Source organism: Acidiplasma sp. MBA-1 (assembly GCF_000949015.1).
Taxonomy (GTDB): Archaea; Thermoplasmatota; Thermoplasmata; order Thermoplasmatales; family Thermoplasmataceae; genus Acidiplasma; species Acidiplasma aeolicum.
The window spans coordinates 1-25855 of record NZ_JYHS01000002.1; the positions used below are offsets into that span (position 1 = coordinate 1).

The following is a 25855-nucleotide window of genomic DNA, read 5'->3' on the forward strand; positions in this document are numbered from 1 at the left end:
ATATTAAGGTTCTTCCTAACAGAAATATCACACATAATTATAAAATATACAAAGAAGTTCAGAACTAAATACCTAAGCATTGTAAGAAGATTAGGAAAGAAGAGGTCCATAATAGCAATAGCAAGGATATTAGCAGAGACAATATTTACCATGCTTAAAAATAATACAGGTTACATTGACTATGAAAGGAATAAAACAGATCTAAAAAATATTGATTATTCTTATTATGATAAATTGGAAAGCCTTGCAATAAGGAAAAGAAGGGCTATGGAATATACATTATTAAAAGGCAATAATGATATAAAGGGGGATTCAGCAAATTTAAAATACAATGGAGGCATAAAAGATTGTTAAGTAAAGGTTTTTCATAGGAGTTTAAAGTTAAACACATCTAAAGAGCTCTATATAAAGAATGATTTATATAAATATACAAAGGTGGGTAATGTAAAATGCCTGGAAGAATATGGACTGGTGAGGAGAAATTCAATATTATAATGTAATTATTCCAGAATCCAAATATTACAATAGCAGAAATATCCAGGAACCATGGAATAGCAGTATCACTATTTTATAAATGGAGGGAACAGTTTTTAGAAGGAGGCAAAAAGGGATTGGAAGGAAAGGATCCTGATAAGTCTTTAATGAAGGAGAATGAGAATCTTAACTCAATAATAGGTGAAATGACCATAGCAAATGAAATATTAAAAAAAATTATATGAGGAGGAAAAGATGAGTTCGGTGAATGAGATGAATAATAATGGAATTGAAGTAAAAAAAGCATGCTATTATTCTGGAATTAACAGGATAACATACTATTACAGGAGGAAGCATGAAAACAATGAAGATAGGAGATATATAACAAGGATTGATAATAATTTTTATAAAAATCAAATTTTGCAATCATAAGAATTTTAATTTTTTAAAAACTGGCAAAAAAATTTTATTTCAAGTTCAACAGTATTTTTGAATACATTGATAATTTTATCATTTATATTTTCATTATTTATTATATCAATCATGAAATTAACAAATATTCTTAAATCTTCGGAATGCAGCTTTTCCCAGGTATTTATATAATCATTTTGAGAATTCCTATTTGAAAATGTTTCAAGGTAAATCCATTCACCTGCAAGGAGCATTGATAATATTAATACAAAATCGTTGGAATTTATTACTTCATCCATGAAATTTATGTATTCTTTTGTGCATGTTGATAACTCAATATTTTTAGAATTTATGTTATTTTTAACAAAAAAATCAGTAAAAAATTTTATCTCATCATTCTCAACAATGTGTTTGAACCGTCTGAATTTTTCAGCATAATTATCATTTGATATATCAATCAATTTATTTAAAACTTTTATATCCTCAAGTACAAAAAAATAATCCTGAATAAAATATTTTTTTAGCAAATTTTCCGGGCAGTGGTTTTCAATAAGAAGTCTTGCAAATTCAGTGTTAACCGCCTCTTTAAATCTGGAATTTCCTATTAATTCCATTGAATTATCTGGCATAATTTAGTATGCATTATGTTATTATTAATCTAATTATTTGTTTTTCCATAACTTATTCTATTTAAGCCCGCAGAAATATTAATAATATAAAAAATTTTAAATCCATGAATTCTGAAAACAGTCTAAAATCAAACCAAATCGGATCGTGGCATGATATATACCGGCGTTTCACGTACAGTACTTGTTGCCTAGGGCAGTGAACCATGATTTTTGCTTTAAATGGAATTATTTTTTTATTATCCATTTATAAATAAATTTATGGTCAGAACAAGCCGAATAATATTAAAATTTGTAAATTTTATTTTGTTTATCCTTCAAGCTATCGTTACATATACAAAAATATTTTAATAAAATCATTAAAAAAAATGAATGTATTTATTTTTAACATCAATAAAGCTGTCAAAACTCCCATATCTTTCATTTATTTTATCCATAACTTCATTATTAATATTGCTAAAATGCGTTAGTGGCATAATATTATAATTAAATTCGTTAAAAACATAAACAGATATGTTAATTGGTTTAATATTATCAAAAAAATAAACATAGGACCTCTTCATGTTATGCCTTATGGGCCAACCATAAATATCTGGTACCTCAGGTATATACTGCTTTGCTATTATTTTTCCATAGAATACAAGATCCTTTTTTCTATAAAATATAATTTTGTCGTTAATGTTTATCATGTTATAATAATCTATTAATGTCCTTCTTAACCCGCAGCCATAAAATTTTTCCTTTAATCCTAAAATTTTTTTATTCTCTGGCGTTAGATATTTTTCAATGTCCTTATATAATATGCCGTTATTTATCATTTCGAGCAGTTTTTTATATGATTCCTCCTCGCTCTTTGGCGCAATAAACACACTTGACATTTGATGATAATAACCATATAAGAATTAAAATTTATTCAAAATGTTAAAATATGAATTAAATATTTATTTTATAATGCCTCAGTTTATAATTTTCATTGACTTTGATTACTTCTTTGCACAGGTAGAGGAGATATTAAATCCAGAAATCAGGGAAAAGCCCGTTGTTGTCTGCGTTTATTCCGGAAGAACTGAAACAAGCGGGGCGGTTGCAACATCAAATTACCTTGCAAGGAAGATCGGCATAAAATCGGGAATGCCACTTCCACAGGCAATGAAAATAGGAAAGGACAGGGCCGTTTTCCTGCCCATAAGAAAGGATCTTTACAAGGAATGGTCTGACCATATCATGGATATAATTTCCGAATACTCTGATAAAATTGAAATTGCCAGCATTGATGAGGCGTATATTGATGTAACAGATTCATGTAAAGATTTTAATGATGCTGTTAACACAGCACAAAAGATTAAGGATGAGATATACAATAAAACGGGTGTAAGGGTATCTGTTGGTGTTTCAGTTAACAAGGCAATAGCAAAGGTTCTTGGTGACATGGCAAAACCCAATGGTATAAAGTCTGTTGGGCCATCAGAGATTCAGGATTTTCTAAAGGGCCTCGAGATTAGCAAAATACCTGGTGTTGGCAAAGTAATAGGGCAGAGGCTAAATGATGCTGGTATTAAATATATCACAGATGTAATCAATGCAGATAGGGATCAACTTATCAACATAATTGGAACTGCCAAATATAATTATCTTTATGATATAGCAAATAATACATACAATAAACCTGTAACACCAAGGGAGAAGAAAAATTTTGGTAGGTACATGACATTGCCTGAGAATACAAGGGATGTGAATATCATCATACCATATGTAAAAAAGGCAATTGATTCAGCATATGAAAAGGCACCAGGCCTGCCATCTGAGTTAAGCCTTGTTGCCATTATGGAGGATATTTCAATACTATCAAGGTCATATACAGGTGCAAGAATAGATAAAAACCGCGCACTTGAAATAGCAATAGGTCTATTAAACAGGATCATCAACGAGGATCAGAGAAATATAAGAAGGGTCGGCGTCAGGCTTGGGAAAATAACAAAAAATGAAACACTGGATGATTTTTTTTAATAATTAGAAATTTATTAGAATAAACACAATTTATATCCTGAAAATGTGGTAATAAAAATATTTAGATATTTTAAACGTCTTATGCCATGTTGTTAATATATGTTTATGACATAATGCTTAAAAATGATATGCGTGATGATTTATTAAAATCATTCAAATTGCTTGATAAAAATATTTATGATCTTAGAATAGGGAAAAATCATGTTGAAATTGCATCATATGATTATATTAACAGGGTTGTGGCAGACCTCTTTTCAAGGAGTTATAAGGTAATTAATGTCGATAATTTTAGGAATGACAAAAATTTTTCTGATGGATTGGAACTGATGAATAATGGCATGTACTGGCTTGCCCATGAGGTTCTTGAAAATATATGGAGAGATTCATATGGAATTGAAAAGGAAACCTTAAGATTCCTGATATTAATATGCGCCGCAAATGTGCATAACCAGCGTGGGCATCAGGAAACTGCAAAAAATGTAGTATCAAGGGCATTGAAAATTAAAACATTAAATGAATATAATGGCCTGAATATATCATTGCTGAGGCAGAGATTAATTAATAATGAATGGATAAATATTGATAACCTTTAGCCTATTTTATTATTGAGATTAATATTTTTTTAATTTACTTCATAATTGCACAATTCGACAAAAAATATATATAGCTAGACACAATCTATCATATTGCACATGGCCAATATAGTTGATAATTTTATTAATGTACCCAATCAGAAAGAGGAGGATTTTTGGACAGGGAGTATAATTGAACACATAAGGGAACTCGCATACACTGGAAAACCCACTGGAATTTTTAATCCTTCAGATAGCGGCAACAGAATACTGGACAAGATATATTTCAAGAATATGCCTCTAGATTTGCGTTCCACACTTGCAGATACAGAGGTAAATTTCAAAGGTTTAAAGCTTTCGGTTCCGCTCTACCTTGGTGATATGTCCTTTGGGGCCCTGAGTGGAAATCCAAATATAGCAATTGCAAGGGCGGCAGAGATTACAAAAACCTTTGCCGGTACTGGTGAGGGGGGCCTTCTTCCGGAAATACGTGATAATAGGAGAATATATGTCCAGTGGGCTTCCGCCAGATTTGGCGTGGATTATAAAACCATAAATTCTGGTTCAGGGATAGTCATAAAGATCGGTCAGGGTGCCAAGCCCGGCATAGGAGGCCACCTCCCAGCGGGCAAGGTTACCGAAAAAATATCAAGGGCAAGAAGAATACCTGAGAATATAGATGCAATCTCACCGGCGCCCCACCATGATATATACTCCATAGAGGATTTATCACAGAGGATAGAGGCATTAAAAATAGCCACAGGAAAACCTGTATTTGTAAAGGTTGCGGCAACAAATTATATACCATATATAGTTACCGGAATTGCCAGATCAGGTGCCGATGGGGTCATAATAGATGGACAGGGGGCAGGCACAGGCGCAACCCCCGAGGTAATCAGGGATAACCTTGGCATTCCAATTGAGCTTGCGGTTGCAGCATCCCATGATGCGCTTGTCAGGGAGAATTTAAGGGATAAATTTAGGATAATAGCCGCAGGCAGGGTTACCGGTGCACTCGATGCGGCAAAGCTGTATGCTCTGGGTGCAGATGTGGTCAGCATGGGCACGGCCATATTAATTTCCATGGGATGCATCATGGTAAGGAAGTGCAACCTTGGGTTCTGCCCGACGGCTCTTACAAATAAAATAGACGGTAAAAGAATTTATGATGTTGATTTCGGCGTAAACAATATAGTCAATTTTATAACAGGTTTCAGGCTTGAGCTTGCAGGCATTCTGGACAATCTTGGATTTAATTCCATAAAAGAATTAACAGGCAGGAAGGATTTGCTTGCGGCAAAAAATATATCAAAAGGAGCTGCGGATGTTCTTAAGATTCATGCAGAATCCAATTCAACTATAATGCTTGATGACTTCAAACCAAATAAAAAATACCTCAATGAGATTATTACAAAGGGCGAGGTTCCCATAACAAGCATGGGAAGCACAGCATCACCGGAGGTTGCCAGACCATCAAGGATAATTGATTTTCTCAGGCTTGATGGGGCACAGGTTACAAGGCCGCCCATTGATCCATACAGGGAAAATATAGATACCAGTTTTTATCTGGCGCATGGCAGGATTAAAATTCCAATGCCGGTTATAATTGATGCTTCCTCAGAGCCGGAGGATGTTAGGTCGTCGCTTTACTGGGCATCAATGTTCACAGGTAGCGTTATCGTTGATAAATCGTATAAAAAGGGATTCAAAAAGATGACAATATTAAAAAATGGTAATTTGCTTGTAAAAAATAATATAAGATACGGCCCTGCCGGAGGTCATGGTCTGGATGGCTTCATAATATTCCCTGAAAAATATCAGGAATTGAGGCTATCAGACCTTGACATAAATCTGAAAAACAATGGCACAAGATACAATTTCGATCTTCTTGTTTACCTTAATAATTTGAGAAATACCGGTGACATAATTAAATATCTTGCACTTGGTGCGGATACCATCATACTCAACGGAGGCATTTTCACGGATGCACTTAACAACAATTATTCAAATTTAAATGAAAAAGCATTAAATTTTCTGATTGTCATTAGAAGGGAACTTGCATTAATTGCCGGTGCCATGGGTGTATCAAATTTGCAATATTCTGTCACAGGCAACAGAGAATTAATGAGGGGCGTGAATCTTGATATCGATATAGAGTCAAGAATAAAAGTTGATGAGGCGGGTTCACTATGAATTATTCTCCATCAAGCTGCGGTCTCTTGGGTGTTTTGAGGAAAATTGATTCAAAAAAGATATGCGGAAATAATGTTGCAAATTCCCTTGAGCTAATAAAATACAGGGGAAGCGATAAGGGGTCTGGCTATGCTGCATTTAATCTGGATTCAAACAATTATTATACAATAAAAACATTTTTTAATGGCACCGAGGATGAGATTAAAAAGATATTTGCTGAAAAAGGCATATACCCAGATAATGTAACATTTGAGGATGCAGGCAATACAAAGAGTTACTGCTTTAATGTTTCATTATATAATAATGAGGATGCACTTGATGAAATTAACGATGAACTCTGGATTAATGGCAGTGGCAGGATTTACAGTGCAGGAAAATCACTTAATGTCTTTAAGGGTGTTGGGTTTCCGGCAGATGTTGCCAGGGCGTTCAATATATATGATAAGGAGGCCGATATGTGGCTGGCCCATACAAGGCAGCCAACAAACTCACCCGGAAATTATCCATACTGGTCCCATCCATTCTCATCATTTAATATAGCAATAGTCCATAACGGTGATATAAGCTCATTTGGTGCAAACAGGGAGTTTTTAATATCAAGGGGAATGAGGAGCTTTGTTGGCACTGACAGCGAGGTTATAGCCTTTTTATTCAGGGAGCTTTTAAGGGACTTTGATTTAATAACAGCCGTGAAGATAATGTCAAACAACTGTGATGACCCTGTTATAAAATACAAGTACCGTGGTGCAGTGCTTGATGGGCCATATACATTAATTATCGGATATGATTCCGGCGATGATTTATACATGATATGCCTTACAGATAAGACAAAACTCAGGCCTGTTATTTTGGGTTCAGATGAAAATAATTATTACATTGCCAGCGAGGAGAACCAGATAAGGAATATTAACAAAAATGCCACGGTATGGCCCATGGAGCCCGGTTCATATTTTATTGCATCAATGAAAAAGGGAATAATAAGCCATGGAACGAGACATAAAATAACAGATTATGTTTATTCATATAATGATGCAGATATAGATGCATCATCAGTAAAATACAATGATCTTGATTCGCATATTATGGCGTTAAATAAGCATGATATTATAATTTCAAATGTACTGGGCCACAGATACATAGGCATGAAATTCCCTGCTGGAAATAAACATATAAAATTATATGGAAACCCCGGGAACTGCCTTATGAACCTTAATTATAACCATGATGTTGATGTGTATGGCAACGTTGCTGATGACTGCTGTGATACAATGACTGGCGGAACCATAAGAATTCATGGAAATGCCGGCGATGTTTTTGGACAGGCCTTTCAGAACGGAAAAATATTTGTGCTGGGCAACGTTGGAAACAGATCAGGCCTGCAGATGAGGGCATACATGGATTATAAACCAGTAATGATCATTAATGGTGGATTTGCCGACTATCTTGGTGAGTACATGTCCGGGGGCATTATAATATCATTTGCAAACAACAATGCATATACAGGTAAATATATCGGTTCCGGCATGATAGGCGGGAAAATAATAATAAGGAAAAAAATTAATAAAAAGTATGTTGGACTGCAGCCATCACAAGAATACGTAAGAAGCATGCTCATGGCTCTTAGAAAGGCATCCATAATAGACAATGATTTTTACATTTCAATGAAAAACAAAAACATAATTGACATTTTTGACAAACTCCCTGATGAGGCAAAAAAATACGTTAGGAAGATGATGAGCAAGCATGAAATTCCAAGTTATGAGTACAGAAAGCTTAATCAGGATGAAATTCAGGAGGTTAGAAATTTAATCAATGAGTTTGATTCATCCATGGGAACAAAAAATATAAAATATCTGGATTCAAAATTCACGGTCATAACACCGCGTTATTAAATGACACGGCTTGCATTTTTACCTGTTAATATTTTAATTTTTTGAATTTTTGTTCCTAAAATAAATTTTTTATAATAAAATGACAGAAAAATCATGGTAAATTATATTATGCATTTTAGGTTTATATTATATGCTTAATGGAAGTTTTTTGACGATGTTCCTAACAAATACGTCGTGGTTAAGCAATGGCAATAATGGATGGATGCTTACTGCAGCAACCCTTGTAGGTCTACAGAGCATACCAGGGCTTGCACTTTACTATGCCGGGCTAACAAAAAGAAAATACATGGTCAATGCAATGATGATGGCCCTTTATGCATTTGCTGCCGTTCTGGTAATATGGGTTATTGCAGGCTATAACTTCGGGTTTGGCACATCAAGCATTTTAAAGATAGATGGTTATTACATCCTTGGAATTCCAACGCCGGCAATGAGCGGGGGCTTTATCGGGGGACAGGCCATTGTTGGCCCGCTTAAGCAGGCACTTACGATTCCAAACTCAACTGTAATGTTCTTCCAGTTTGTTTTTGCCGCAATAACACCGGTGCTTCTGATGGGGGGGATACTTGAGAGGATGAACTTCAAGGCATGGATGATATTTGTTCCTGTTTGGTCGCTTCTTGTATACAGCCCTGTTGCCTACTGGCTCTTTGCAGGTGGGTGGCTGAACCAGCTTGGCGCAGTGGATTTTTCCGGTGGCTATGTAATACATGTTGATGCGGGCATAGGCGCACTTGCCGCTGCAATTGCCATAGGGCCCAGAATCAAGGAGGAAATGCACATGAAGGCAAACAACCTTGCCCTTGTCATGCTTGGACTTGGCCTGATATGGCTCGGCTGGGATGGCTTCAATGGTGGTGACCCGTATGGAAGCACAATTGATGCGGGCATTGCAATAATAAACACAAATGTGGCAACGGCCGTGAGCATGATTACATGGATGATGATGGATATGAAGTTCTTTAAAAAGCCGTCATTAATTGGTGCATCCGTGGGCGCCATTGCGGGGCTTGTCGGAATTACTCCTGCTGCAGGATACGTGAATATATACGGTGCCATGGTAATAGGAATAGCAACCGGAATAATACCATGGATATTTTTATATAAAATAGAACCAAAATTCAGGGTTGATGACACCCTTGGTGTGTTCTCCTCACATGCCGTTGCGGGTGTTGTTGGCGGGCTTCTTACAGGTGTTCTGGCCGACCCTGTTGTCACACAGTACGTAGACCCGGGATTGAGGGGCGCAATATACGGTGATTTCTATCAGCTCGGCATACAGGCATTTGCTGCTGTGGTCGTCATAATATATGTATTTGCACTCACCTATGGAATACTAAAGCTTATAGGTGTGTTTATACCATTAAAGGAAAAGGAGGAGAATCTTAAGATAGGAGATATGGCAATACATGGGGAAACTGGATTTGACATGTCATACCCGCCATCAAATGCCGAGATAGAAAGGTTTTCAATGGAGGAAAATGCAAAGAAGGCAGAGGGAAATAAGGGAAACTAATAAAATAAATTTTATAATTTTTTAATCTCATTTAAATAATAAATAAGGTCGTCAAGGTCTCTTAAGATGTGCAGAATATCAATATTAATTGATTCCATCATTGTAAGGGCACCTGAAACATTTTCATCATCCTGATTGTTTAATGTTTTTGTATTCAATTTTTCATATTCTGAATTTACTATAGATTCTATTTTTGACCTGTAATCCTCAAGCGTTTTTTCCATCTGTTCCTCAATTGACTTTATATCTTCCATTTGTGTTTATATATTAAAAATATTTAGTCTTTTGTATTTTTATGGGGATAGACTAAAATAATGCAGCTGGTTTTTCTCAATTTCAATGTTTTTTAATATTTTATAATTTTAAGTCTTCATGAACCACTTTTCATGAAGTTTTTATGCTTATTTACACACATTTTAATTATTTATTGGATTTCAGCAAAACAATTGAATTATCATTAGGTCCTGTTAATTATTTTATATTAAACTTTATTTTTTTTTTGATAATGCAAATAATACCCATAAGATAAAATTATTAAAAATGATTATTGAAAATACTTAAAAAATATTTTGTATGTTTTATTCAAGGTAGGCACCCACAGCAGAGGATGCAACGAGCCTTGAATACTGGTGAAGCAGGCCTGTCTTATACCTTGGCTCCGGTTTTTTCCACTCCTTTTTTCTCCTTTCAAGCTCATCCTCGCTGACAAGGATATTTATTTTTCCGTTTACCCCGTCTATTTCAATCATATCTCCGTCCCTGACAAGTGCTATGGGGCCGCCATCCATGGCCTCTGGTGCCACATGGCCTATCATTATTCCCCTGGTTGCACCGGAAAACCGTCCATCTGTAACAAGGGCAACGGATTCTCCAAGACCTTCACCAACGATTTCTGATGTGACCGATAGCATTTCCCTCATGCCCGGTCCACCCTTTGGCCCTTCATACCTGATTATTACAGTATCACCGGCTTTTATTTTCCTGGCCTTTATTGCCTTAAATGTTTCTTCCTCAGAATCAAATACCCTTGCAGGGCCCTTATGGTACTTAACCTTTGATGCCGATATCTTAAAAACAGAACCATCTGGTGCCAGTGATCCCTTTAGTATCCTTATGCCCCCGGTAGGGTTAAGCGGCTTATCATAATCGTATATAACATTATTTAAATTTGCAACCCTTATATCCTTAAGGTTTTCTGCTATGGTTTTTCCTGTTACAGTGAGCTGTTCCCCATTTAAAATGCCATGCTCCAAAAGTATCTTCATTAATATTGGAACACCGCCGATTTTATCAAGATCTGCCATGACATACTCACCTGATGGCTTCATGTTAACAATTTCAGGTATCTTCCTTGATAATCTGTCGAAGTCATCCAGATCTATTTTAACATTGGCCTCATGGGCTATTGCAAGCAGGTGCAATACAGCATTGGTTGAACCCCCAGATGCCATCAAAACAGAGATTGCATTGTAAAATGACTCCTGAGTTAGTATATCCCTTGGTTTAAGGTCTGTCTCAATTAAATCCATTAATGTGCGGCCGGTTTCATATGCATACTTTTCCTTGGCACTGTCCACTGCAGGCGGCGATGCACTGCCCGGCAATGCAAGTCCAAGAACCTCGGTCATCATTGCCATTGTGTTTGCAGTATAAAGTCCACCGCATGATCCTGCAGTTGGTACGGCCTTATCCTCCATGAGCTTTAACTCTGCAAGCGACATTTTCCCGTTCATGTATGCGCCAACAGCCTCGAAAAGGTCTCCAACAGCAATCTGCTTTCCATGGAAGTATCCGGGAAGTGTGGTTCCGCCGTACATCACTATTGACGGAAGGTTAAGCCTGGCCATTGCCATCATCATCCCTGGACTGGTCTTATCGCAGCCTGAAAGTGCAACAAAGCCGTCATAACTATGGGCATTGACAGTGGATTCAACTGTATTTGCTATTAATTCACGGCTCACCAGTGAGTATTTCATCCCCTCTGTGCCCATTGCAACACCGTCTATTACAACAGGCGTGGTAAAAACCCTTGGTGTTCCGTTTCTATTTCTTATACCCTCCTTCGCATGATTCGCAAGTGACAGGACATGAATATTGCATGGACCTGCCTCATTCCATGCTGCAGCAACACCAACAATATATTTTTCAAGGTCCTGATCTGTAAGCCCCATGGCCTTCATGTAAGACCTGTTGGGTGCCCTTTCGGGACCGCTGTAGGTAACATCAGATCGTTTCATTTTTGAATTAAAAGCAATATAGTATATAAGACTTGTTAAGCGGACAATTGCCATTATATAAATTTTTATAAAAATATGTGATTATGTAATGAATTGATAATTGATTATTAAAATTTTAAAAAATTATGTTTAAAAAAATATTAATAATGTAAAAAATGAGATAATTTCTGATTTTATCATTTAAAATAATGTAATGTACAGGAAAAAAATTATTAAAAATTTAAAATTGGGACATATTTCCATAAAATATTGAGAAATATTTAAATAGTATTAAGTATTAATAGAGATTACCCTGTGTCGTGCTAATGCATGGGGTGGTGAATAAATATGTATGGGATGAAAAGGTTTATCTAACATCTGTGGCGGTTTTTTTGGTATAATGCATGCTACTGGGTTTGTTTTTAAAGAAAGTGATGTAAATGAAGGGTTCTAGGCTTTTAGTGGAATCCCTGAAAAGGGAGGGTGTAAAAAATATTTTTGGAATACCGGGGCTATACAACATGCCAATGTATGACTCATTTTTTGAGGATGTCAACAATGGCGAGCTCCGGCATATCCTGATGAGGCATGAGCAGGCAGCGGTGCACGCTGCTGACGGTTTTGCACGTGCCACAGGCATACCTGGTGTATGCACTGCGACATCCGGTCCTGGTGTGACCAATTTGATCACCGGATTGATCACGGCATACCAGGATTCCTCACCGGTTGTTGCTATAACAGGCGGTGTTAACAGAAGCTCTATGGGGAAGCTTTCATTTCAGGAATCTGATACCCTTGGCGCCTCATTCCCGGTATCCAAATATGCCGTTGAGATAAAGGATATCAATGAGATACCGCTATGGGTGAAAAACTCATTTTACATAGCCTCCACTGGAAGGCCAGGGCCGGTGGTAATGGATGTACCAAGGGACATACAGCTCGAGGACATAGATAATGTTAATTATCCAGAAGAGCCAAGGGTTCATTACAGGCCATTCAGAACCGTTGTAAATAAGGACAAATTAAGGCAGGCTGCAAATGCATTATTAAATGCAGAAAGACCCGTGCTTTTAGTTGGAACCGGGGCAATGTGGGCCAATGCAACCAATGAAATAATGAGGCTTGCTGAATTTATCGGGTGCCCAATAGTATCAACGCTTCCCGGAAAATCAGTAATACCTGCTGATTACCCATTATATGTTGGTGCCATGGGTTACTATGGCCGTGCAGAGGCAAGCATGGTGGCACTTGAATCTGACGTCATGGTTGCCATAGGTGCAAGGTTTAGCGACCGTACATTCACATCGTACGATGAAATGAAGGATACAAGGAAAACATTCATATCAATAAATCTGGACCCGACAGATTTTAATAAGGGCATAAAGCCTGACATAGAGCTTCAGGGCAATGCAAAGGTTTTAGTATCAGAATTATTAAATGCCATGGCCCTTCTGGGAAGCAAGCACCAGAACCATGAGTGGAACAAAAGGGTAAATGAGCTAAAGGAGTATTATTCACAGTTTTCACATCCACCGGATGACGGCCACTTAAGGCCGTGGAGAATACTAAAGACGCTGAGGGATTCGCTGCCAAGGGATGCGATATTAACCACAGGTGTTGGCCAGCACCAGATGTGGGCAGAGGTTTACTGGGAAAATCTTGAGCCAAGATCATTCTTCTCATCCACTGGAATGGGCACAATGGGCTTTGGGCTTCCTGCTGCAATGGGGGCAAAGGTCGGCAGGCCGGATAAGGTTGTTCTGGACTATGACGGTGATGGGTCTTTTATGATGACAGGGAACAACCTTGCCACCGCAGTGGATGAGAACATACCGGTAATAGCGGTGGTAAACGACAACAGGACTCTTGGACTTGTTAGACAGGTTCAGGACATGTTCCAGAATAAGAGAATAGTTGGCGTTGATTACGGCAATTCTCCAAACATAGTTAAGTATGCAGAATCCTTCGGTGCCGATGCATATGATGCAAAAACATATGGTGACATTGCAGAGGCCATAAAAAGGGCAATGCATGAGAATGTGCCGTCAGTCATCAGGGTGCCGGTTAATAAGGAGGAGCTGGCCCTTCCGACATTACCGCCGGGAGGAAAATTAAGCGAGGTGATAGTAAGTGACCCAAGAAAAGGTAATAAAGGTAACGGCCAATTATAGAGACCCGGGGCTGCTTGAGAGAATTGCAGCCAATTTTAGAAAATTCTGGGTTGATATAAAATGGATGAATGCGGAATGCAATGATGAAAATGAATGCACGGTTTACCTGTCCCTTTACGACAGGTACAATCTCGGCAATATGAATATAGCAATAATGACACTTAGCAAGACAGTTGATGTTGACAATGTCGAGGTCTTGGAGGATTATAATGTAAATAAATTTAACATTAATTTTAAAAAATCGGAAAAATATGAATGGGGTGAGCTTGTTGGGTAAGATACTTGGTAAGGTATACACTGAAAATGATGCAAATCTTGATTACATAAGGAATAAGAAGATAGCAATACTGGGATACGGCAGCCAGGGCCGGGCCTGGGCACTGAACCTTAGGGACTCCGGATTGAATGTTCATGTTGGTCTTGAAAGGCAGGGCAATTCATGGAAGCAGGCAGTTTCTGATGGCATAACACCGGAAAAAACAGAGGATGCATTGAAGGATTCTGATATAGTTATATTCCTTGTTCCGGACATGGTGCAGAGAAAGATATATACAGAAAAGGTTATGCCTGTTTTAAGGGATGGCATGGACCTGGTCTTTGCACATGGCTTTAACATACACTATAAATTGATTGTTCCACCAGAAAATGTTGATGTTTACATGGCAGCCCCAAAGGCACCAGGGCCGTCTGTAAGGGAATTCTTCGTTAAGGGCGGCGGCGTTCCGGTGCTTGTAGGCGTTCATCAGGATCATTCAGGAAATGCCCTGAACAAGGCCCTGGCCATAGCCAAGGGGCTTGGAGCAACAAAGGCAGGCGTGCTTGAAACATCATTCAGGGAGGAGACAGAGACAGACCTAATGGGTGAGCAGCTTGACCTTGTTGGCGGCCTCACCGCAATGCTCCGGGCAACATTTCAGACCATAGTTGATCTTGGATACCGGCCGGAGATGGCATATTTTGAGGCAATAAATGAGATGAAACTGATCACAGACCAGATATATGATAAGGGGCTTTCAGGCATGCTCAGGGCAGTTTCAGATACTGCAAAGTATGGCGGGCTTACCGTTGGGCCATATATAATTAACGATGAGGTCAAAAAAAGAATGAGGGAGAAGGCCGAAATGATCAGGAGTGGAAAATTTGCCAGTGAATGGATAGAGGAATACGATGAGGGATCAAAACACCTCCAGGCATTAATGGATGACCTTGATAATTCCCTTGAGGAGCAGGTCGGCCGTGAGCTCAGAGAGATCGTTTTAAGGGGCAGGCCGAAGAATTAAACATATTAATTAAAAATTTTTATAATAGTATTTTTAAACAATAAATACCAGAAGAAGTATTGCCATGCCAATTATAATGGCTGAAAATACTATTGATTCAACCTTTCTTGAATTTACATTATTATTTTCTATATCCTTTTCATTTGATAGAAATTCATAGAGGCCATAGCCTATGGTAACAATGCCAAGAATTATCATAATCTCCCCGGCTATTAGTGAGTTTCCAATATTATTATATGATGATCTATTTAATATGTGAATAAAAATTTCAAACTTTGAGATTACAAAACCAAAGCCCATGAGTGCTATGCCAGTTCTAACCCATGCAAGGAATGTTCTCTTATTTGCAAGATGGTCGGTTATTCCCATTCTGATTGTATGTTTAAAATACATATAAATTTAATCTTATTTTTTAATAATTATGGATTTTTAAATTAATAATATAAAATTTCAATAACTACTCAAGGGTTTCCTGCTCCTCATCACCCTTTGGAAAGGCAATCTGTGACCCGGTGGATTTTATATAGTCAAATAAATTATAATATATCTTCCTCCTGCTTCCGTATTTTGTAAAACTTTTAAAATTGAAGCATAACGAACATTTTGATGTGGATGATTCAAGAAAATAGCATATGCCACCGCGGTTAAAAACACATGACTCCTCCAGTGAGACCATGATATATAATTTTATAATAATATATAAACAATTTTAAAGATAAATCCTTTTTCCGGAGAATGAAAGCCTTGTTCTGCCAAATTCATCCATATTTTTTAAATCTTTAATTGAAAATACAGGGCCGTCCCTGCATACCTGAATGCCGTTGATTGAGCATGAATCGCATATGCCTATACCGCACTTCATTGGACGCTCCAGTGAGAATTCTACCCTGTCTGTTTTGTTTAATAAATAATCATAAACGGATTTCATCATTATCTCCGGGCCGCATACATATATCATATCGAATTCGTTTATATCCATTTGTTTAAGTGCATCAACCGCGAAACCTTTTATTCCAAGTGTTCCATCGTCTGTTACAACATATAAATTTTTAATTCTGTCTGTAAATATCAGATCATTTTTTGTTTTTGCGGATAATATTCCTGATGTCATGTTATCAACAAGTGGCATTAACGGTGCAATTCCTGTTCCTGCACCTATAATTAGCTTTTTTCCAGTTACACCGGTGAATGGCCTTCCATATGGCCCGCGATAAAAAATTTTTTCTCCCGGCATGAGGTTTGCAATATATTTTGATGGTTCTCCATAAATTTTTACGGTAATTTCAACCGGATTATTTACAGATGAAAAGGATATGGGTATTTCACCTATCCCCGGTGCCCAGATCATAATAAACTGGCCCGGATGTACTGGAGATTCCATGAAAAATCTCAATGAATGCGTGCTTTCATTAATCCTTACATTGCTGTAAACTATGGAATGATTCATGCTATGGCCACCCCTATCATATCATTAATATTACTTATTCCGTTTTTATCCATGTATTCTATTAATCCAGAGTTCAGTTCATTAAATATTTTTATTCCATGCCTGTAAATTGCAGTTCCGATCTGAACTGCAGATGCACCGGCCATAATGTATTCTATGGCATCATTAACATTTTCTATGCCACCAACGCCTATAACTGTCTTTCCGGTCTCCTTTTTTACCTCATAAACGTATCTTATTCCAACAGGCTTAATGCATTTTCCGGATAAACCACCGTATACATTGCTAAGAACAGGTTTTTTCGATGCTATATCTATTTCCATGCCCTTTAATGTGTTTATTAATACAAGCGCATCTGATTTTTCAGCAGCCTTTGCCTCCTCGAGTATATTTGATGTGTTTGGGCTCAGCTTTGAAAAAACCGGTATTTTTACTCTTGACTTAACCTCAGATACTATTTCATAGACAAGGTCAGGATCTGATCCAACCTCCATGCCATAGCCGTTTACATGCGGGCATGATAAATTTAATTCTATGGCAGAAACACCGTATGACTCCATTTTTTTGGCAAGTTCTGAAAATTCAGGGGCGTCCTTTCCAAAAATGCTTCCTATTACAGGCCTTCCGGATTCGAGGGCTATTTTTACCTCATCTTTAAAATTGTCTATGCCGGGGTTTGAAAGGCCAACAGCATTTAAAAATACAGGGTCATTTTCATATATAATTGGAGGATTGTATCCCTGCCTTTCAGATGTTCCGATGGACTTTGTAACCACCGCGGCCGCACCATTTTCTAGAATTCTTTTCATTGTGTAGCCGTTTTCATCCAGAATTCCGGAGGCCAGGATAAAGGGATTCGAAATTTTAATTCCTATATCCACATTTAGATTCATTGCATCCTAATTGTTTAATAATATCTAAAGTATTCCAAAAATAATATTTAAAATAACAAAAATGATTCCCAGATTAAAGATTAAATGAATGAGGATGGGTAATTTTCAAGTTTTATGGAATTTGGCAGATCAAATGGGCCGTAGTTAAAGGCAAGCCTATATGGAAGCATTACCTGTTTATTTGTCAGGTATATATTTCCGCCGTTCTGGCTGAAAAAAACACATGTATCGTTGTAATCATAGTTAATTCCAATGTTCTGCGTGTATGATAAATAGCTCTGTATCCTTTTATATGTTAGATTATTGTTTATTATAACATATGTGGCCCCGCTGATTATTGTATCCATTAGATCCTCCTCGGTCTGCGGATAGTTCATAACGGTGAGGTCAAAAAATTTGGATAGTTTTTCGTATATTTCCAGGTTTAAAACCCTTTTATGAATTGCATCAAAATCTATTAAAAATAATGATTCAACACCAGATTTAAGTAGATTCATTATATTTGGGTATCCCACTATCTTTTTATTGCTTATTCCAATGCATAACACATTTAAATATTGTATTCATATTAATAAATTTGATTGGATATATAAATACTGTTAAAATAAAAATATGGATTTAAAGAACACTGCTTTTTCTTGTTTCCCTGCCATATTTGTAATAAAGCACAGACCCGATGAAACCTATTAGGTATATTATTAAAAGGTAATAAAGGTAAAAATAAATTGATTTATTAACAAGCAAAAACACTGAAATTATGTATATAAAGTATCCAACAGTCCTTACGCTACCAATGCCGGTGCCGCGGTGCAGCGTTTCAAAGTTTTCAGGCTCCAGCATCTCCCTTGATGCCCAGCCAAGCTCGCCGAATATGCCGCTTACAGCTATCATAAATATAAGTATATATATGTTTGACAGAACAAATTTTATGAAGATTAAAAGTAAAATCCATATAATAAACATACCGGTATAGCCCAGCAGTGATACAATTTTTCTTCTGGATTTACCGATGTAAATTCCACCTATTAAACCGGTTAATGTCCCGCCAAGTGTTGAGCCAAATATTATAAGAGATGAGTACTGCGGAAATTCAAATGGGCCAAGAACAAGGCTTGAAAAGGCAAAGCCAACAACAATGGTTATTGCTATGAATGATAATGATAAAAATTTTATGGAGTTTGAAAAATTAATTTTAACCCTCTGTTTTTCTGTATTTTTATTTAAATAATCCCAACGTATGCTCTCTTTTAATTTTAGCCTTGCGATTAATGATATAAAAAATCCTGAAATTGCAATTATTAGAAGGGATAGTTTATCAGCATAAACAGAGTCTGGTATAAATAAAAAAATTGCAGCCATAACAACTATGGAAACATTTGCCACATTTGATGTTTCAACCAGCACCGCCCCACGGTATTTCAGGGGTATAAGCTCTGATAAATATGATAATGATATTGTTTCATCCCCTCCAAGCCCAAATTCTGCAGTAAAAACAGATAATATTATAAGGTAGGGATTTTTAATGAGTGCAATGGCAAGAAGACCGGCAGATGTTAAAAATACTGTTAAGAGAAATAATTTTTTCCTGCCGTACCTGTCAGAAATATATCCCAAAAGAAAGTTTCCTGATAGCAGTCCTGATGGTGATGATAATATAATGTATTCATCAAAATATTTTGGTATAAAAGGCCATGTTGTTATTAAAGGTGCTATGCTTAAGACAACGCCCCATATAAAAAATGTTGATATCATTGTTGTCAGTATGAGTGAATCTTGTTTATTCCAATGGTGATAATCCAAATTTTTCCTTATATCATTATAACCAGCATCCTCATACATAACATCCCTCCGCCGGCATTACCCGGATCAGGTTCCAAGGGTCGATCCCAATCCTCTCAGCCAATTTAATGGCTCCCCTTACAATTTAAAATGAAAACAATTATTTATAGTTTTGTGTTGTAAAAAATATCATTTGATTTTATGAAATTCAAACATTATCAAAATTCTGTACCTGAGATAAACACTCACAATTTATATATATTAATTAATATATTCATATAATAATTTATTATATGTGTTAATCATTGTCATTTTTACACACATATTAATAGAAATTATTATATGCGTATAACATATAATAGATTATGTTTGAGGCATCCAGATCATATTTTTTGAAAACAGATCATATACTGGTACCTATGTTTAGGGGTATAAATTCCATTAAGGCGCTTAAGATGTCATATGATATTGCTGAGTATAATAACTCTGAGATTACAGCAATAACAGTAAGGGAAAAAAATGATAGCATAGAATGGTCAAACAGTGTTACACTTGTAACAAATGCATATAAGGATGGAAAAAGGCGCGGCCTGAAGGTAATACCAAAAATAACCACAAGCGATAATGTAAGGTCCGGGCTATTAAAGGAGGCATCATCGCATTATTATGACATGCTTTTAATGGCCACACATAAAAGGGCAATGCTTTCAGGTTCTATTTTTGGGTCCATTGGTGATTACATACTTAAAAACATAGATATACCGGTGGCACTGCTAAGCATAAGCGAGCGTGAATACCCGTATAAAAAAATACTTTTGCCTGTTGCAGAGTCCATAAACACCCGGGCTGCAGTGTATTTTGGTATTGAGCTTGCAAAGATTAACCATGCAAAAATAATTATTTTTGATTTAAGAAAATACGATAAAAGGAGAACACATGGATTTAAAAACCTCTTTGATGGCATAGGAGATATAGCAAAAAATGGTATAGATATTAAAATAGAAAAATCGGGAGAAAAATCTGGAATAAAAACAGAGATAGATTCGATTATACTTAACGAGGACCCTGACTGCGTTGTTATTGGCGCAAGGTCACCGGCAAATGAGAGAATAAGAATAAATTCTGATATAAAGTATATATCAAAGGATCAGAGGGTTGATACATTATTAATAAAAAAATAATCAATGAACATCCACATAAATATTGTTCTGTTTCAGGTAATTTAGTATCTGCATGTTGAGCTGCACAACGTTTACATAGTATGTTCCAAATACCGGGAAGTTCCTCTGCTTATCCTTATTTATTATGCCATTTAGGAATGATTCTATTGAAGAAATACTTAAATTGCCACCGCTTAAATTGCTGATGCTGACCGCAATTCTGTGAACCTGAAGCGTTGCACCCTTTAATGGAATTGCATAGCCAACACCGGATCCGGAATATGTGATCATGGCATAAGGTATCTGTGATGCATTGACATGGTTTCTTTCCTCAAATTCCTTTAGATATTTTTCACTTAATTCAAGTGTTGTTTTATTGCTTAATGATGTTGAGTACGATCCGCTGGATGAAATGTTATCATTCACTGCAGATGGCCTTGGCTGGAAGAAATATGACTCATTGAATGCCTCTGTCAAAAGATATGAATCAACTATTTTTCCATCGTATTTCACTGGATGCCCATTTGAATAGTATGGAAGTGTGCTTTCCGTTATTAATGATGTTACCGCCGGGAATGCAAAACCGGCCACAAACATTATTAATATGGCAAGCGCAAATGCCTTTATAATTCTTAATTTTACCATGCTATGCCTCCTAAACTTAACAATAAATAAATTATGTATATAACAATAAAGGGAAAGACAATGCCACCAAAGCCGTATATTATTATGTTTCTTTTCAGCAGGTCTGATGCACTTGATGGCGAATACTTAACACCCCTTAATGCAAGTGGAACCAGTATTACAATGATTATTGTGTTGAATATAAGCGCCGCTGTAATGGCCCTGAGCGGGTCTGTAAGGTCAAGTATGTTCAGGAATCCAAGCTCAGGAAACATGTAAAACATTGCAGGTATTATTACAAAGTATTTTGATATGTCATTGGCAATGCTGAATGTTGTAAGTGATCCCCTTGTAATTAAAATCTGCTTTCCAAGGAAGATTACATCAATAAGTTTTGTTGGCGTGGAGTCCAGATCTATCATGTTTGCAGCATCCTTTGCAGCCTGTGTGCCGGTATTCATGGCCATGGCAACATCTGCCTTTGACAGGGCCGGTGCATCGTTTGTCCCATCACCTATCATTGCCACCATTCTTTCCCTTTCCTTTTCCATGACAACCCTGTTGTACTTATCCTGCGGCTTGCTGTTGGCAATAAAATCGTCTATACCGGCCTCACGTGCAAAATATGCAGCTGTAACCTCATCATCACCGGTGAGCATCACTGTTTCAATGTTCATTTTATGAAGGTCGTTTATTCTATCCTTAATTCCTGGTTTTAATATATCATTTAATTCTATAACGCCAAGGAATTTTCCATCGGATGCCACGGGAATGGCGGTGCCACCCTTTAATGATATCTGTTTGCATATTCCATTTATGTACTGATCCTGCAGATTGAGTTTTTCTGATAATGACCTTAAGGAGCCTTTATAGATGTAATGATCACCCTTCCTTATGCCGCTGAAACCGGTCTCTGATGAAAATGGTATGAATTCATAATCCTTAATTTCATCATCATTAACATCTATATTTTCTGATCTTGCCAGCCTGACTATTGATATCCCCTCTATTGTCTCATCATTTAATGACGACATCAGTGCTGCCCGGGCAACATCCCTCTCATCAACGTTCATATTTGGATAAAACTTTACAGCCTCCCTCTCACCCATTGTAATGGTTCCGGTCTTATCAAGTATTATTGTGTCAATATCCCCTGCATTTTCCACCGCCTTTCCACTCTTCGCTATAATATTGTACTGTGACACCTTGTTTATTGCAGCTATGCCTATTGCAGGAAGCAGGCCGCCTATGGTTGTTGGTATTAATGCTATTAATAAAACTATTAAAATATCAATGTTTGGCCTCACACCACTGTAATTTGATATTGAAAATATTGATGCAACAACTATTAGGAATATTAATGTAACCCCGGATAAAAATATGGATAATGCTATTTCATTTGGTGTTCTCTCCCTTACAGAATTCTTTACCATATTTATCATGCTGTCTATAAATGATTCCCCGGGATTTACATTGACCCTAACCGTGATTTCATCTGTTACAAGCATTGTTGAACCTGTGACAGAGTCACCCACAAGTTTAAGGACCGGTCTGGATTCACCGGTTATATTTGACTCATTAACATATCCTGAGCCCTTTATTACCTCACCATCGGCCGGAATAATTTCATTCTTTCTTACTAAAACTATATCGCCCTTTCTTAATTTATCGGATTCAACAATCTCTATTTTTCCATCCTTGAGTAAATTTGCCTTTGTGGAAACTTTCATTTTTTCAAGTGATTCTGTTATGGCCTTGCTCTGGCTTTCAGATAATGACGTGCTTAAATTTGAGAAGAACACTGTTAAAAATAATAAGACCGTGACAGAAATATAAAAGTCCATGTATACACCTGATGATGGCACATTAAACGATGATGGAAATGCTGCTATAAATATTGATAGCACAAAGGCTATTTCTGTTATAAACATTACAGGGTTCTTAATTTCATTACGTGGGTCAAAACCCTTAAGTGAATTTATTACAATTTCCCTAATGTTCATGGAATCACCAGAAAGTTAAAATCCCTTGCCCAGTCATACAATGTTCCAAGTGAGAAGACAGGTATGTATGACAGCAGGCCAACCATTATAATTACAGCAAGAAGCATGAATCCAAATGAGAATGATCCGGTATCTATTGTTGATTTTTCATATATCATCTTGGGCTTCTTAAATGCAAACTGCTGTGCCAGCAGCAGCTGTATGCCCATTATTAAATACCTTCCAAGGAGCATTATTAAGGAATCAAGGTAATTAAAATATGGCGAGTTTGTAAGAAATCCACCCGCCTCTGAACCGTTATTTGATGCTGAGCTTGAAAACTCATACAATAGATCTGAAATATTTGATGAAAATCCATTGTAAAATGTGTGCATTACCGCTGGAATAATTAATGTAATTCCAAGTGGTATTAAAATTATAAGCGGATGTGTTATCAGTGACAATGTTGAATACTTCATCTCCTTTGAACCTATTCTTATGTTCATTAATTCCGGAAGCTTTCCAACCATTAAGGATGTGATAAACACTGTGAATATTATGTATGTAAATATATTGATAATTCCGGTGCCAATACCGCCCAGTGGATCATTTAAAACAAGGTTTGTTAGCAATGACATAAGGCCTATTGGGGTGTAGTCTATAATTCCTCCTGTGGAGGCACCCGTGGATGTAAATACAGCGCCGACCTGAAAAACAGTTGATTCTGAGAGCCCAAGGTACACATCCTTTCCTGCCATGTTTCCGGTATACAGTGCAAGTGCTGACTGTGCCGGTATTCCCGTGTATTCTGCAATAAATGCAACAACGGATGTAAAAACAAATATAAATGTTAAAACACCAATGACCATGTTTCCAAATCTCTTATCAAAAATCAATCTTAATGAAAATACCGAACCAAGTGGAACAAGCATGAACGAAACATACTCAACTATGTTTGTAAACCAGTTTGGATTTCCAAGGGGATATGCGGCATTTGCACCGTAAAAGCCACCGCCATTGGTTCCAACACCCTTAATTGAAACCAGGGTTGCCACAGGGCCAAGTGGAAGCCTGACCGCAGAGTTGCTTCCAATTGGAAGTACATTTATATAACTGCTCAGGGTTTCAGGCACACCGGAAAGTACAAGAATAACAGTAAAAAGAATGGTCAGCGGGAATATTACATAAAATATGGATATCAAAAAATCATGATAAAAATTTCCCAGCTTTCCATTGTCGTTTAATATTGCACGTATAAATGCCATGGATGCTGCAAAACCGGTTCCTGCAGATAAAAACATCAATCCGGTTATTACAAATGTCCATGAAAGTATGCTCAGATCAAATGGATTTGAAAAATGCTCAAGATTTGTATTTGTTAGAAAGCTGACAACTGTATTAACAATTAGTGATAGTGTCATGTGATTATTTGCATGTGAATATGGTAAATAATTCTGAAAATAAATAAAGATTATGCCAATGAGACCTGCAAAAAAATTAAAGATAAGAAGATTTAAAAAGTATTCCTTAAAATCCATCTGCCTGTTCTTATCCTCTTTTAAAAATCGCTCAAAAAAATTTACAATTCTCCCGGATACCGGATAAATCCATGTTTTTTCCTCCTGATCAAGATAAATTTTCCTGATAAACCCCGAAATCAGGTAGCCAAAAAACAGGGCGATAATTATATAAAAAAACACAATTAAAAGCCCAGAAATTTCCCTGTTACTGTCTATTAATGAGTATATACTGATCATAGCCTCTCAGCCTCTAATATTGAGATTATAAGGTATACTGCAACCAATAAAAGAAGTACACCAACTATTATATACGATACCAGCATGAGTATTGTTTAATATCATCCATATATTTATATTTAATCACATTTTTATATATTGTAATAATCACAAATAATGCTAGAATCATGCAAGGAAAATGTTGTAAATGCATGCAAAAGAATGTATGCCAGCGGCTTTACCGTTGGATCCTGGGGGAATATAAGCATGCGTTCTGGTAATTATATATGCATTACCCCTAGTGGATCAAATTATTCAAAATTAAGGCCTGAAGATATAGTTGTAACAGACATAAATGGGAAAAAAATAGAGGGTACACTTGAACCATCAAGTGAAAGGCTCATGCATTATGAAATATATAAGAAAAGGCCGGATGTTAATTTTATAATACATACACATGCCGTATACTCAAGCATATTTTCAGTAATAAACATGGAAATCCCGGCAATTACTGAGGACGTTGCAATGATACTCGGGAAATCGGTAAAAATAGCAAGGTATGCATTAACCGGAACAGAGGAGCTTGCACAGAACGTTGTCAATGCACTTGGCAGTAATAATGCGGCAATAATGGCAAACCATGGTGCGGTTTCAGTTGGCCAGGATATGGAAAGGGCAATGGCCGCCTCAGAGGTTTTAGAAAAAACTGCAAGAATTATGTCCTATGCTATTATGTATGGAAAATACACAACAATACCGGATGAGGATATAAAAATATTAATGGAAAAGTCTGGAAATTATCTTAAACAATGGAAAAACTGGGAATAACCATAAAAAGAGAATGTATCCTGAATTATAATGGTGCCTGATAAATAA

Annotated in this window: 25 protein-coding genes, 1 pseudogene and 1 riboswitch; of the genes and pseudogenes, 13 read left to right on the forward strand and 13 right to left on the reverse strand. The window is 36.7% G+C overall.

Annotated elements, in window-relative coordinates; genetic code table 11:
* The 3 genes and pseudogenes from TZ01_RS09710 to TZ01_RS09540 all read left to right on the forward strand — a co-directional run.
* A pseudogene (locus TZ01_RS09710) lies at window positions 1-354 on the forward strand (hypothetical protein); the annotation flags it as partial.
* Between the two features lie 170 nt (window positions 355-524).
* A complete protein-coding gene (locus tag TZ01_RS09945; protein ID WP_082180441.1) occupies window positions 525-719 on the forward strand; it encodes a transposase in 195 nt (64 codons plus the stop codon).
* Between the two features lie 10 nt (window positions 720-729).
* Window positions 730-906, forward strand: a complete 177-nt coding sequence (locus tag TZ01_RS09540; RefSeq protein ID WP_156150295.1) for a hypothetical protein — start codon at window positions 730-732, stop codon at window positions 904-906.
* 5 nt (window positions 907-911) lie between these two features.
* On the opposite strand, the gene TZ01_RS03180 is transcribed toward TZ01_RS09540, so the two are convergent.
* Window positions 912-1514 (reverse strand): TenA family protein, encoded by a 603-nt coding sequence (locus TZ01_RS03180; protein WP_048101386.1) that lies wholly within the window; start codon window positions 1512-1514, stop codon window positions 912-914.
* A 356-nt stretch (window positions 1515-1870) separates the two neighbouring features.
* Window positions 1871-2389, reverse strand: coding sequence for a hypothetical protein (locus TZ01_RS03185; RefSeq protein WP_048101387.1), 519 nt, complete (start codon window positions 2387-2389; stop codon window positions 1871-1873).
* A gap of 73 nt (window positions 2390-2462) precedes the next feature.
* On the opposite strand from TZ01_RS03185, the gene TZ01_RS03190 reads away from it, so the two are divergent.
* The 5 genes from TZ01_RS03190 to TZ01_RS03210 all read left to right on the forward strand — a co-directional run bounded on the left by TZ01_RS03190 (window position 2463) and on the right by TZ01_RS03210 (window position 9691).
* On the forward strand, window positions 2463-3518 hold the full coding sequence (locus TZ01_RS03190; RefSeq protein WP_048101802.1) for a hypothetical protein: 1056 nt from the start codon (window positions 2463-2465) through the stop codon (window positions 3516-3518).
* Window positions 3519-3604: 86 nt separating this feature from the next.
* A complete protein-coding gene (locus tag TZ01_RS03195) occupies window positions 3605-4111 on the forward strand; it encodes a DUF309 domain-containing protein (RefSeq protein WP_048101388.1) in 507 nt (168 codons plus the stop codon).
* Between the two features lie 99 nt (window positions 4112-4210).
* A complete protein-coding gene (locus tag TZ01_RS03200) occupies window positions 4211-6283 on the forward strand; it encodes an FMN-binding glutamate synthase family protein (RefSeq protein WP_048101389.1) in 2073 nt (690 codons plus the stop codon).
* Window positions 6280-8175 (forward strand): hypothetical protein, encoded by a 1896-nt coding sequence (locus TZ01_RS03205; RefSeq protein WP_048101390.1) that lies wholly within the window; start codon window positions 6280-6282, stop codon window positions 8173-8175. The genes TZ01_RS03200 and TZ01_RS03205 overlap by 4 nt, the downstream gene beginning before the upstream one ends.
* A 130-nt stretch (window positions 8176-8305) precedes the next feature.
* Window positions 8306-9691: an ammonium transporter gene (locus TZ01_RS03210; protein ID WP_082180442.1), complete on the forward strand. Its 1386-nt coding sequence runs from the start codon at window positions 8306-8308 to the stop codon at window positions 9689-9691.
* A gap of 11 nt (window positions 9692-9702) precedes the next feature.
* Here the strand turns inward: TZ01_RS03210 and TZ01_RS03215 are convergent, their stop codons facing one another.
* Complete coding sequence (locus TZ01_RS03215; protein WP_048101392.1) at window positions 9703-9945, reverse strand: hypothetical protein; 243 nt, start codon at window positions 9943-9945, stop codon at window positions 9703-9705.
* Window positions 9946-10269: 324 nt separating this feature from the next.
* The gene (gene ilvD / locus TZ01_RS03220; protein ID WP_048101803.1) at window positions 10270-11928 is read right to left on the reverse strand and encodes a dihydroxy-acid dehydratase; all 1659 of its coding nucleotides are present in this window, start codon (window positions 11926-11928) and stop codon (window positions 10270-10272) included.
* A 419-nt stretch (window positions 11929-12347) separates the two neighbouring features.
* On the opposite strand from ilvD, the gene TZ01_RS03225 reads away from it, so the two are divergent.
* Genes TZ01_RS03225 through ilvC form a run of 3 tightly spaced genes read left to right on the forward strand, consistent with a single transcriptional unit; the run spans window position 12348 to window position 15358 of the window.
* Window positions 12348-14078 carry an acetolactate synthase large subunit gene (locus TZ01_RS03225; protein WP_048101393.1) on the forward strand — a complete coding sequence of 577 codons (1731 nt, stop codon included), beginning with the start codon at window positions 12348-12350 and terminating at the stop codon, window positions 14076-14078.
* Entirely contained in the window at window positions 14038-14355 is a 318-nt protein-coding gene (locus TZ01_RS03230) for an ACT domain-containing protein (RefSeq protein WP_048101394.1), read from the forward strand. Before TZ01_RS03225 ends, TZ01_RS03230 begins: the two co-directional genes overlap by 41 nt.
* Window positions 14348-15358, forward strand: a complete 1011-nt coding sequence (gene ilvC / locus TZ01_RS03235) for a ketol-acid reductoisomerase (RefSeq protein ID WP_197065851.1) — start codon at window positions 14348-14350, stop codon at window positions 15356-15358. Before TZ01_RS03230 ends, ilvC begins: the two co-directional genes overlap by 8 nt.
* Window positions 15359-15391: 33 nt before the next feature.
* On the opposite strand, the gene TZ01_RS03240 is transcribed toward ilvC, so the two are convergent.
* The 6 genes from TZ01_RS03240 to TZ01_RS03265 all read right to left on the reverse strand — a co-directional run bounded on the left by TZ01_RS03240 (window position 15392) and on the right by TZ01_RS03265 (window position 19537).
* On the reverse strand, window positions 15392-15727 hold the full coding sequence (locus TZ01_RS03240) for a YidH family protein (protein ID WP_048101396.1): 336 nt from the start codon (window positions 15725-15727) through the stop codon (window positions 15392-15394).
* 88 nt (window positions 15728-15815) lie between these two features.
* The gene (locus TZ01_RS03245; RefSeq protein WP_048101397.1) at window positions 15816-16034 is read right to left on the reverse strand and encodes a hypothetical protein; all 219 of its coding nucleotides are present in this window, start codon (window positions 16032-16034) and stop codon (window positions 15816-15818) included.
* Window positions 16035-16067: 33 nt separating this feature from the next.
* Window positions 16068-16805 (reverse strand): dihydroorotate dehydrogenase electron transfer subunit, encoded by a 738-nt coding sequence (locus TZ01_RS03250; protein WP_048101398.1) that lies wholly within the window; start codon window positions 16803-16805, stop codon window positions 16068-16070.
* Window positions 16802-17698 (reverse strand): dihydroorotate dehydrogenase, encoded by an 897-nt coding sequence (locus tag TZ01_RS03255; RefSeq protein WP_048101399.1) that lies wholly within the window; start codon window positions 17696-17698, stop codon window positions 16802-16804. Before TZ01_RS03255 ends, TZ01_RS03250 begins: the two co-directional genes overlap by 4 nt.
* Before the next feature lie 80 nt (window positions 17699-17778).
* The gene (locus tag TZ01_RS03260) at window positions 17779-18195 is read right to left on the reverse strand and encodes a hypothetical protein (RefSeq protein WP_231563411.1); all 417 of its coding nucleotides are present in this window, start codon (window positions 18193-18195) and stop codon (window positions 17779-17781) included.
* 121 nt (window positions 18196-18316) lie between these two features.
* Window positions 18317-19537, reverse strand: a complete 1221-nt coding sequence (locus TZ01_RS03265; RefSeq protein ID WP_048101401.1) for an MFS transporter — start codon at window positions 19535-19537, stop codon at window positions 18317-18319.
* Window positions 19525-19626: riboswitch (TPP riboswitch) on the reverse strand. It overlaps the preceding gene by 13 nt.
* A 216-nt stretch (window positions 19627-19842) precedes the next feature.
* Here TZ01_RS03265 and TZ01_RS03270 point away from each other — a divergent pair.
* Complete coding sequence (locus TZ01_RS03270) at window positions 19843-20658, forward strand: universal stress protein (protein WP_048101402.1); 816 nt, start codon at window positions 19843-19845, stop codon at window positions 20656-20658.
* Here the strand turns inward: TZ01_RS03270 and TZ01_RS03275 are convergent, their stop codons facing one another.
* The 3 genes from TZ01_RS03275 to TZ01_RS03285 are packed head-to-tail and all read right to left on the reverse strand — an operon-like array spanning window position 20659 to window position 25000.
* Window positions 20659-21282, reverse strand: coding sequence for a potassium-transporting ATPase subunit C (locus TZ01_RS03275; RefSeq protein WP_048101403.1), 624 nt, complete (start codon window positions 21280-21282; stop codon window positions 20659-20661). It abuts the gene before it with no gap.
* On the reverse strand, window positions 21276-23264 hold the full coding sequence (gene kdpB / locus TZ01_RS03280; RefSeq protein ID WP_048101404.1) for a potassium-transporting ATPase subunit KdpB: 1989 nt from the start codon (window positions 23262-23264) through the stop codon (window positions 21276-21278). The genes TZ01_RS03275 and kdpB overlap by 7 nt, the downstream gene beginning before the upstream one ends.
* Window positions 23261-25000, reverse strand: coding sequence for a potassium-transporting ATPase subunit KdpA (locus TZ01_RS03285; protein ID WP_048101405.1), 1740 nt, complete (start codon window positions 24998-25000; stop codon window positions 23261-23263). Before TZ01_RS03285 ends, kdpB begins: the two co-directional genes overlap by 4 nt.
* Before the next feature lie 156 nt (window positions 25001-25156).
* On the opposite strand from TZ01_RS03285, the gene TZ01_RS03290 reads away from it, so the two are divergent.
* Window positions 25157-25807: a class II aldolase/adducin family protein gene (locus tag TZ01_RS03290; RefSeq protein ID WP_048101406.1), complete on the forward strand. Its 651-nt coding sequence runs from the start codon at window positions 25157-25159 to the stop codon at window positions 25805-25807.
* Window positions 25808-25855 lie beyond the last annotated feature (48 nt).

What these genes read in the sequence shown, in the direction of transcription:
- TZ01_RS09540 (WP_156150295.1), top strand. Translation starts at nt 730, where the DNA reads ATGAGTTCGGTGAATGAGATGAATAATAATGGAATTGAAGTAAAAAAA.
- TZ01_RS03180 (WP_048101386.1), bottom strand. Translation starts at nt 1,514, where the DNA reads ATGCCAGATAATTCAATGGAATTAATAGGAAATTCCAGATTTAAAGAG.
- TZ01_RS03185 (WP_048101387.1), bottom strand. Translation starts at nt 2,389, where the DNA reads ATGTCAAGTGTGTTTATTGCGCCAAAGAGCGAGGAGGAATCATATAAA.
- TZ01_RS03190 (WP_048101802.1), top strand. Translation starts at nt 2,463, where the DNA reads ATGCCTCAGTTTATAATTTTCATTGACTTTGATTACTTCTTTGCACAG.
- TZ01_RS03195 (WP_048101388.1), top strand. Translation starts at nt 3,605, where the DNA reads ATGTTGTTAATATATGTTTATGACATAATGCTTAAAAATGATATGCGT.
- TZ01_RS03200 (WP_048101389.1), top strand. Translation starts at nt 4,211, where the DNA reads ATGGCCAATATAGTTGATAATTTTATTAATGTACCCAATCAGAAAGAG.
- TZ01_RS03205 (WP_048101390.1), top strand. Translation starts at nt 6,280, where the DNA reads ATGAATTATTCTCCATCAAGCTGCGGTCTCTTGGGTGTTTTGAGGAAA.
- TZ01_RS03210 (WP_082180442.1), top strand. Translation starts at nt 8,306, where the DNA reads ATGCTTAATGGAAGTTTTTTGACGATGTTCCTAACAAATACGTCGTGG.
- TZ01_RS03215 (WP_048101392.1), bottom strand. Translation starts at nt 9,945, where the DNA reads ATGGAAGATATAAAGTCAATTGAGGAACAGATGGAAAAAACGCTTGAG.
- ilvD (WP_048101803.1), bottom strand. Translation starts at nt 11,928, where the DNA reads ATGAAACGATCTGATGTTACCTACAGCGGTCCCGAAAGGGCACCCAAC.
- TZ01_RS03225 (WP_048101393.1), top strand. Translation starts at nt 12,348, where the DNA reads ATGAAGGGTTCTAGGCTTTTAGTGGAATCCCTGAAAAGGGAGGGTGTA.
- TZ01_RS03240 (WP_048101396.1), bottom strand. Translation starts at nt 15,727, where the DNA reads ATGGGAATAACCGACCATCTTGCAAATAAGAGAACATTCCTTGCATGG.
- TZ01_RS03245 (WP_048101397.1), bottom strand. Translation starts at nt 16,034, where the DNA reads ATGGTCTCACTGGAGGAGTCATGTGTTTTTAACCGCGGTGGCATATGC.
- TZ01_RS03250 (WP_048101398.1), bottom strand. Translation starts at nt 16,805, where the DNA reads ATGAATCATTCCATAGTTTACAGCAATGTAAGGATTAATGAAAGCACG.
- TZ01_RS03255 (WP_048101399.1), bottom strand. Translation starts at nt 17,698, where the DNA reads ATGAATCTAAATGTGGATATAGGAATTAAAATTTCGAATCCCTTTATC.
- TZ01_RS03260 (WP_231563411.1), bottom strand. Translation starts at nt 18,195, where the DNA reads ATGAATCTACTTAAATCTGGTGTTGAATCATTATTTTTAATAGATTTT.
- TZ01_RS03265 (WP_048101401.1), bottom strand. Translation starts at nt 19,537, where the DNA reads ATGTATGAGGATGCTGGTTATAATGATATAAGGAAAAATTTGGATTAT.
- TZ01_RS03270 (WP_048101402.1), top strand. Translation starts at nt 19,843, where the DNA reads ATGTTTGAGGCATCCAGATCATATTTTTTGAAAACAGATCATATACTG.
- TZ01_RS03275 (WP_048101403.1), bottom strand. Translation starts at nt 21,282, where the DNA reads ATGGTAAAATTAAGAATTATAAAGGCATTTGCGCTTGCCATATTAATA.
- kdpB (WP_048101404.1), bottom strand. Translation starts at nt 23,264, where the DNA reads ATGAACATTAGGGAAATTGTAATAAATTCACTTAAGGGTTTTGACCCA.
- TZ01_RS03285 (WP_048101405.1), bottom strand. Translation starts at nt 25,000, where the DNA reads ATGATCAGTATATACTCATTAATAGACAGTAACAGGGAAATTTCTGGG.
- TZ01_RS03290 (WP_048101406.1), top strand. Translation starts at nt 25,157, where the DNA reads ATGCTAGAATCATGCAAGGAAAATGTTGTAAATGCATGCAAAAGAATG.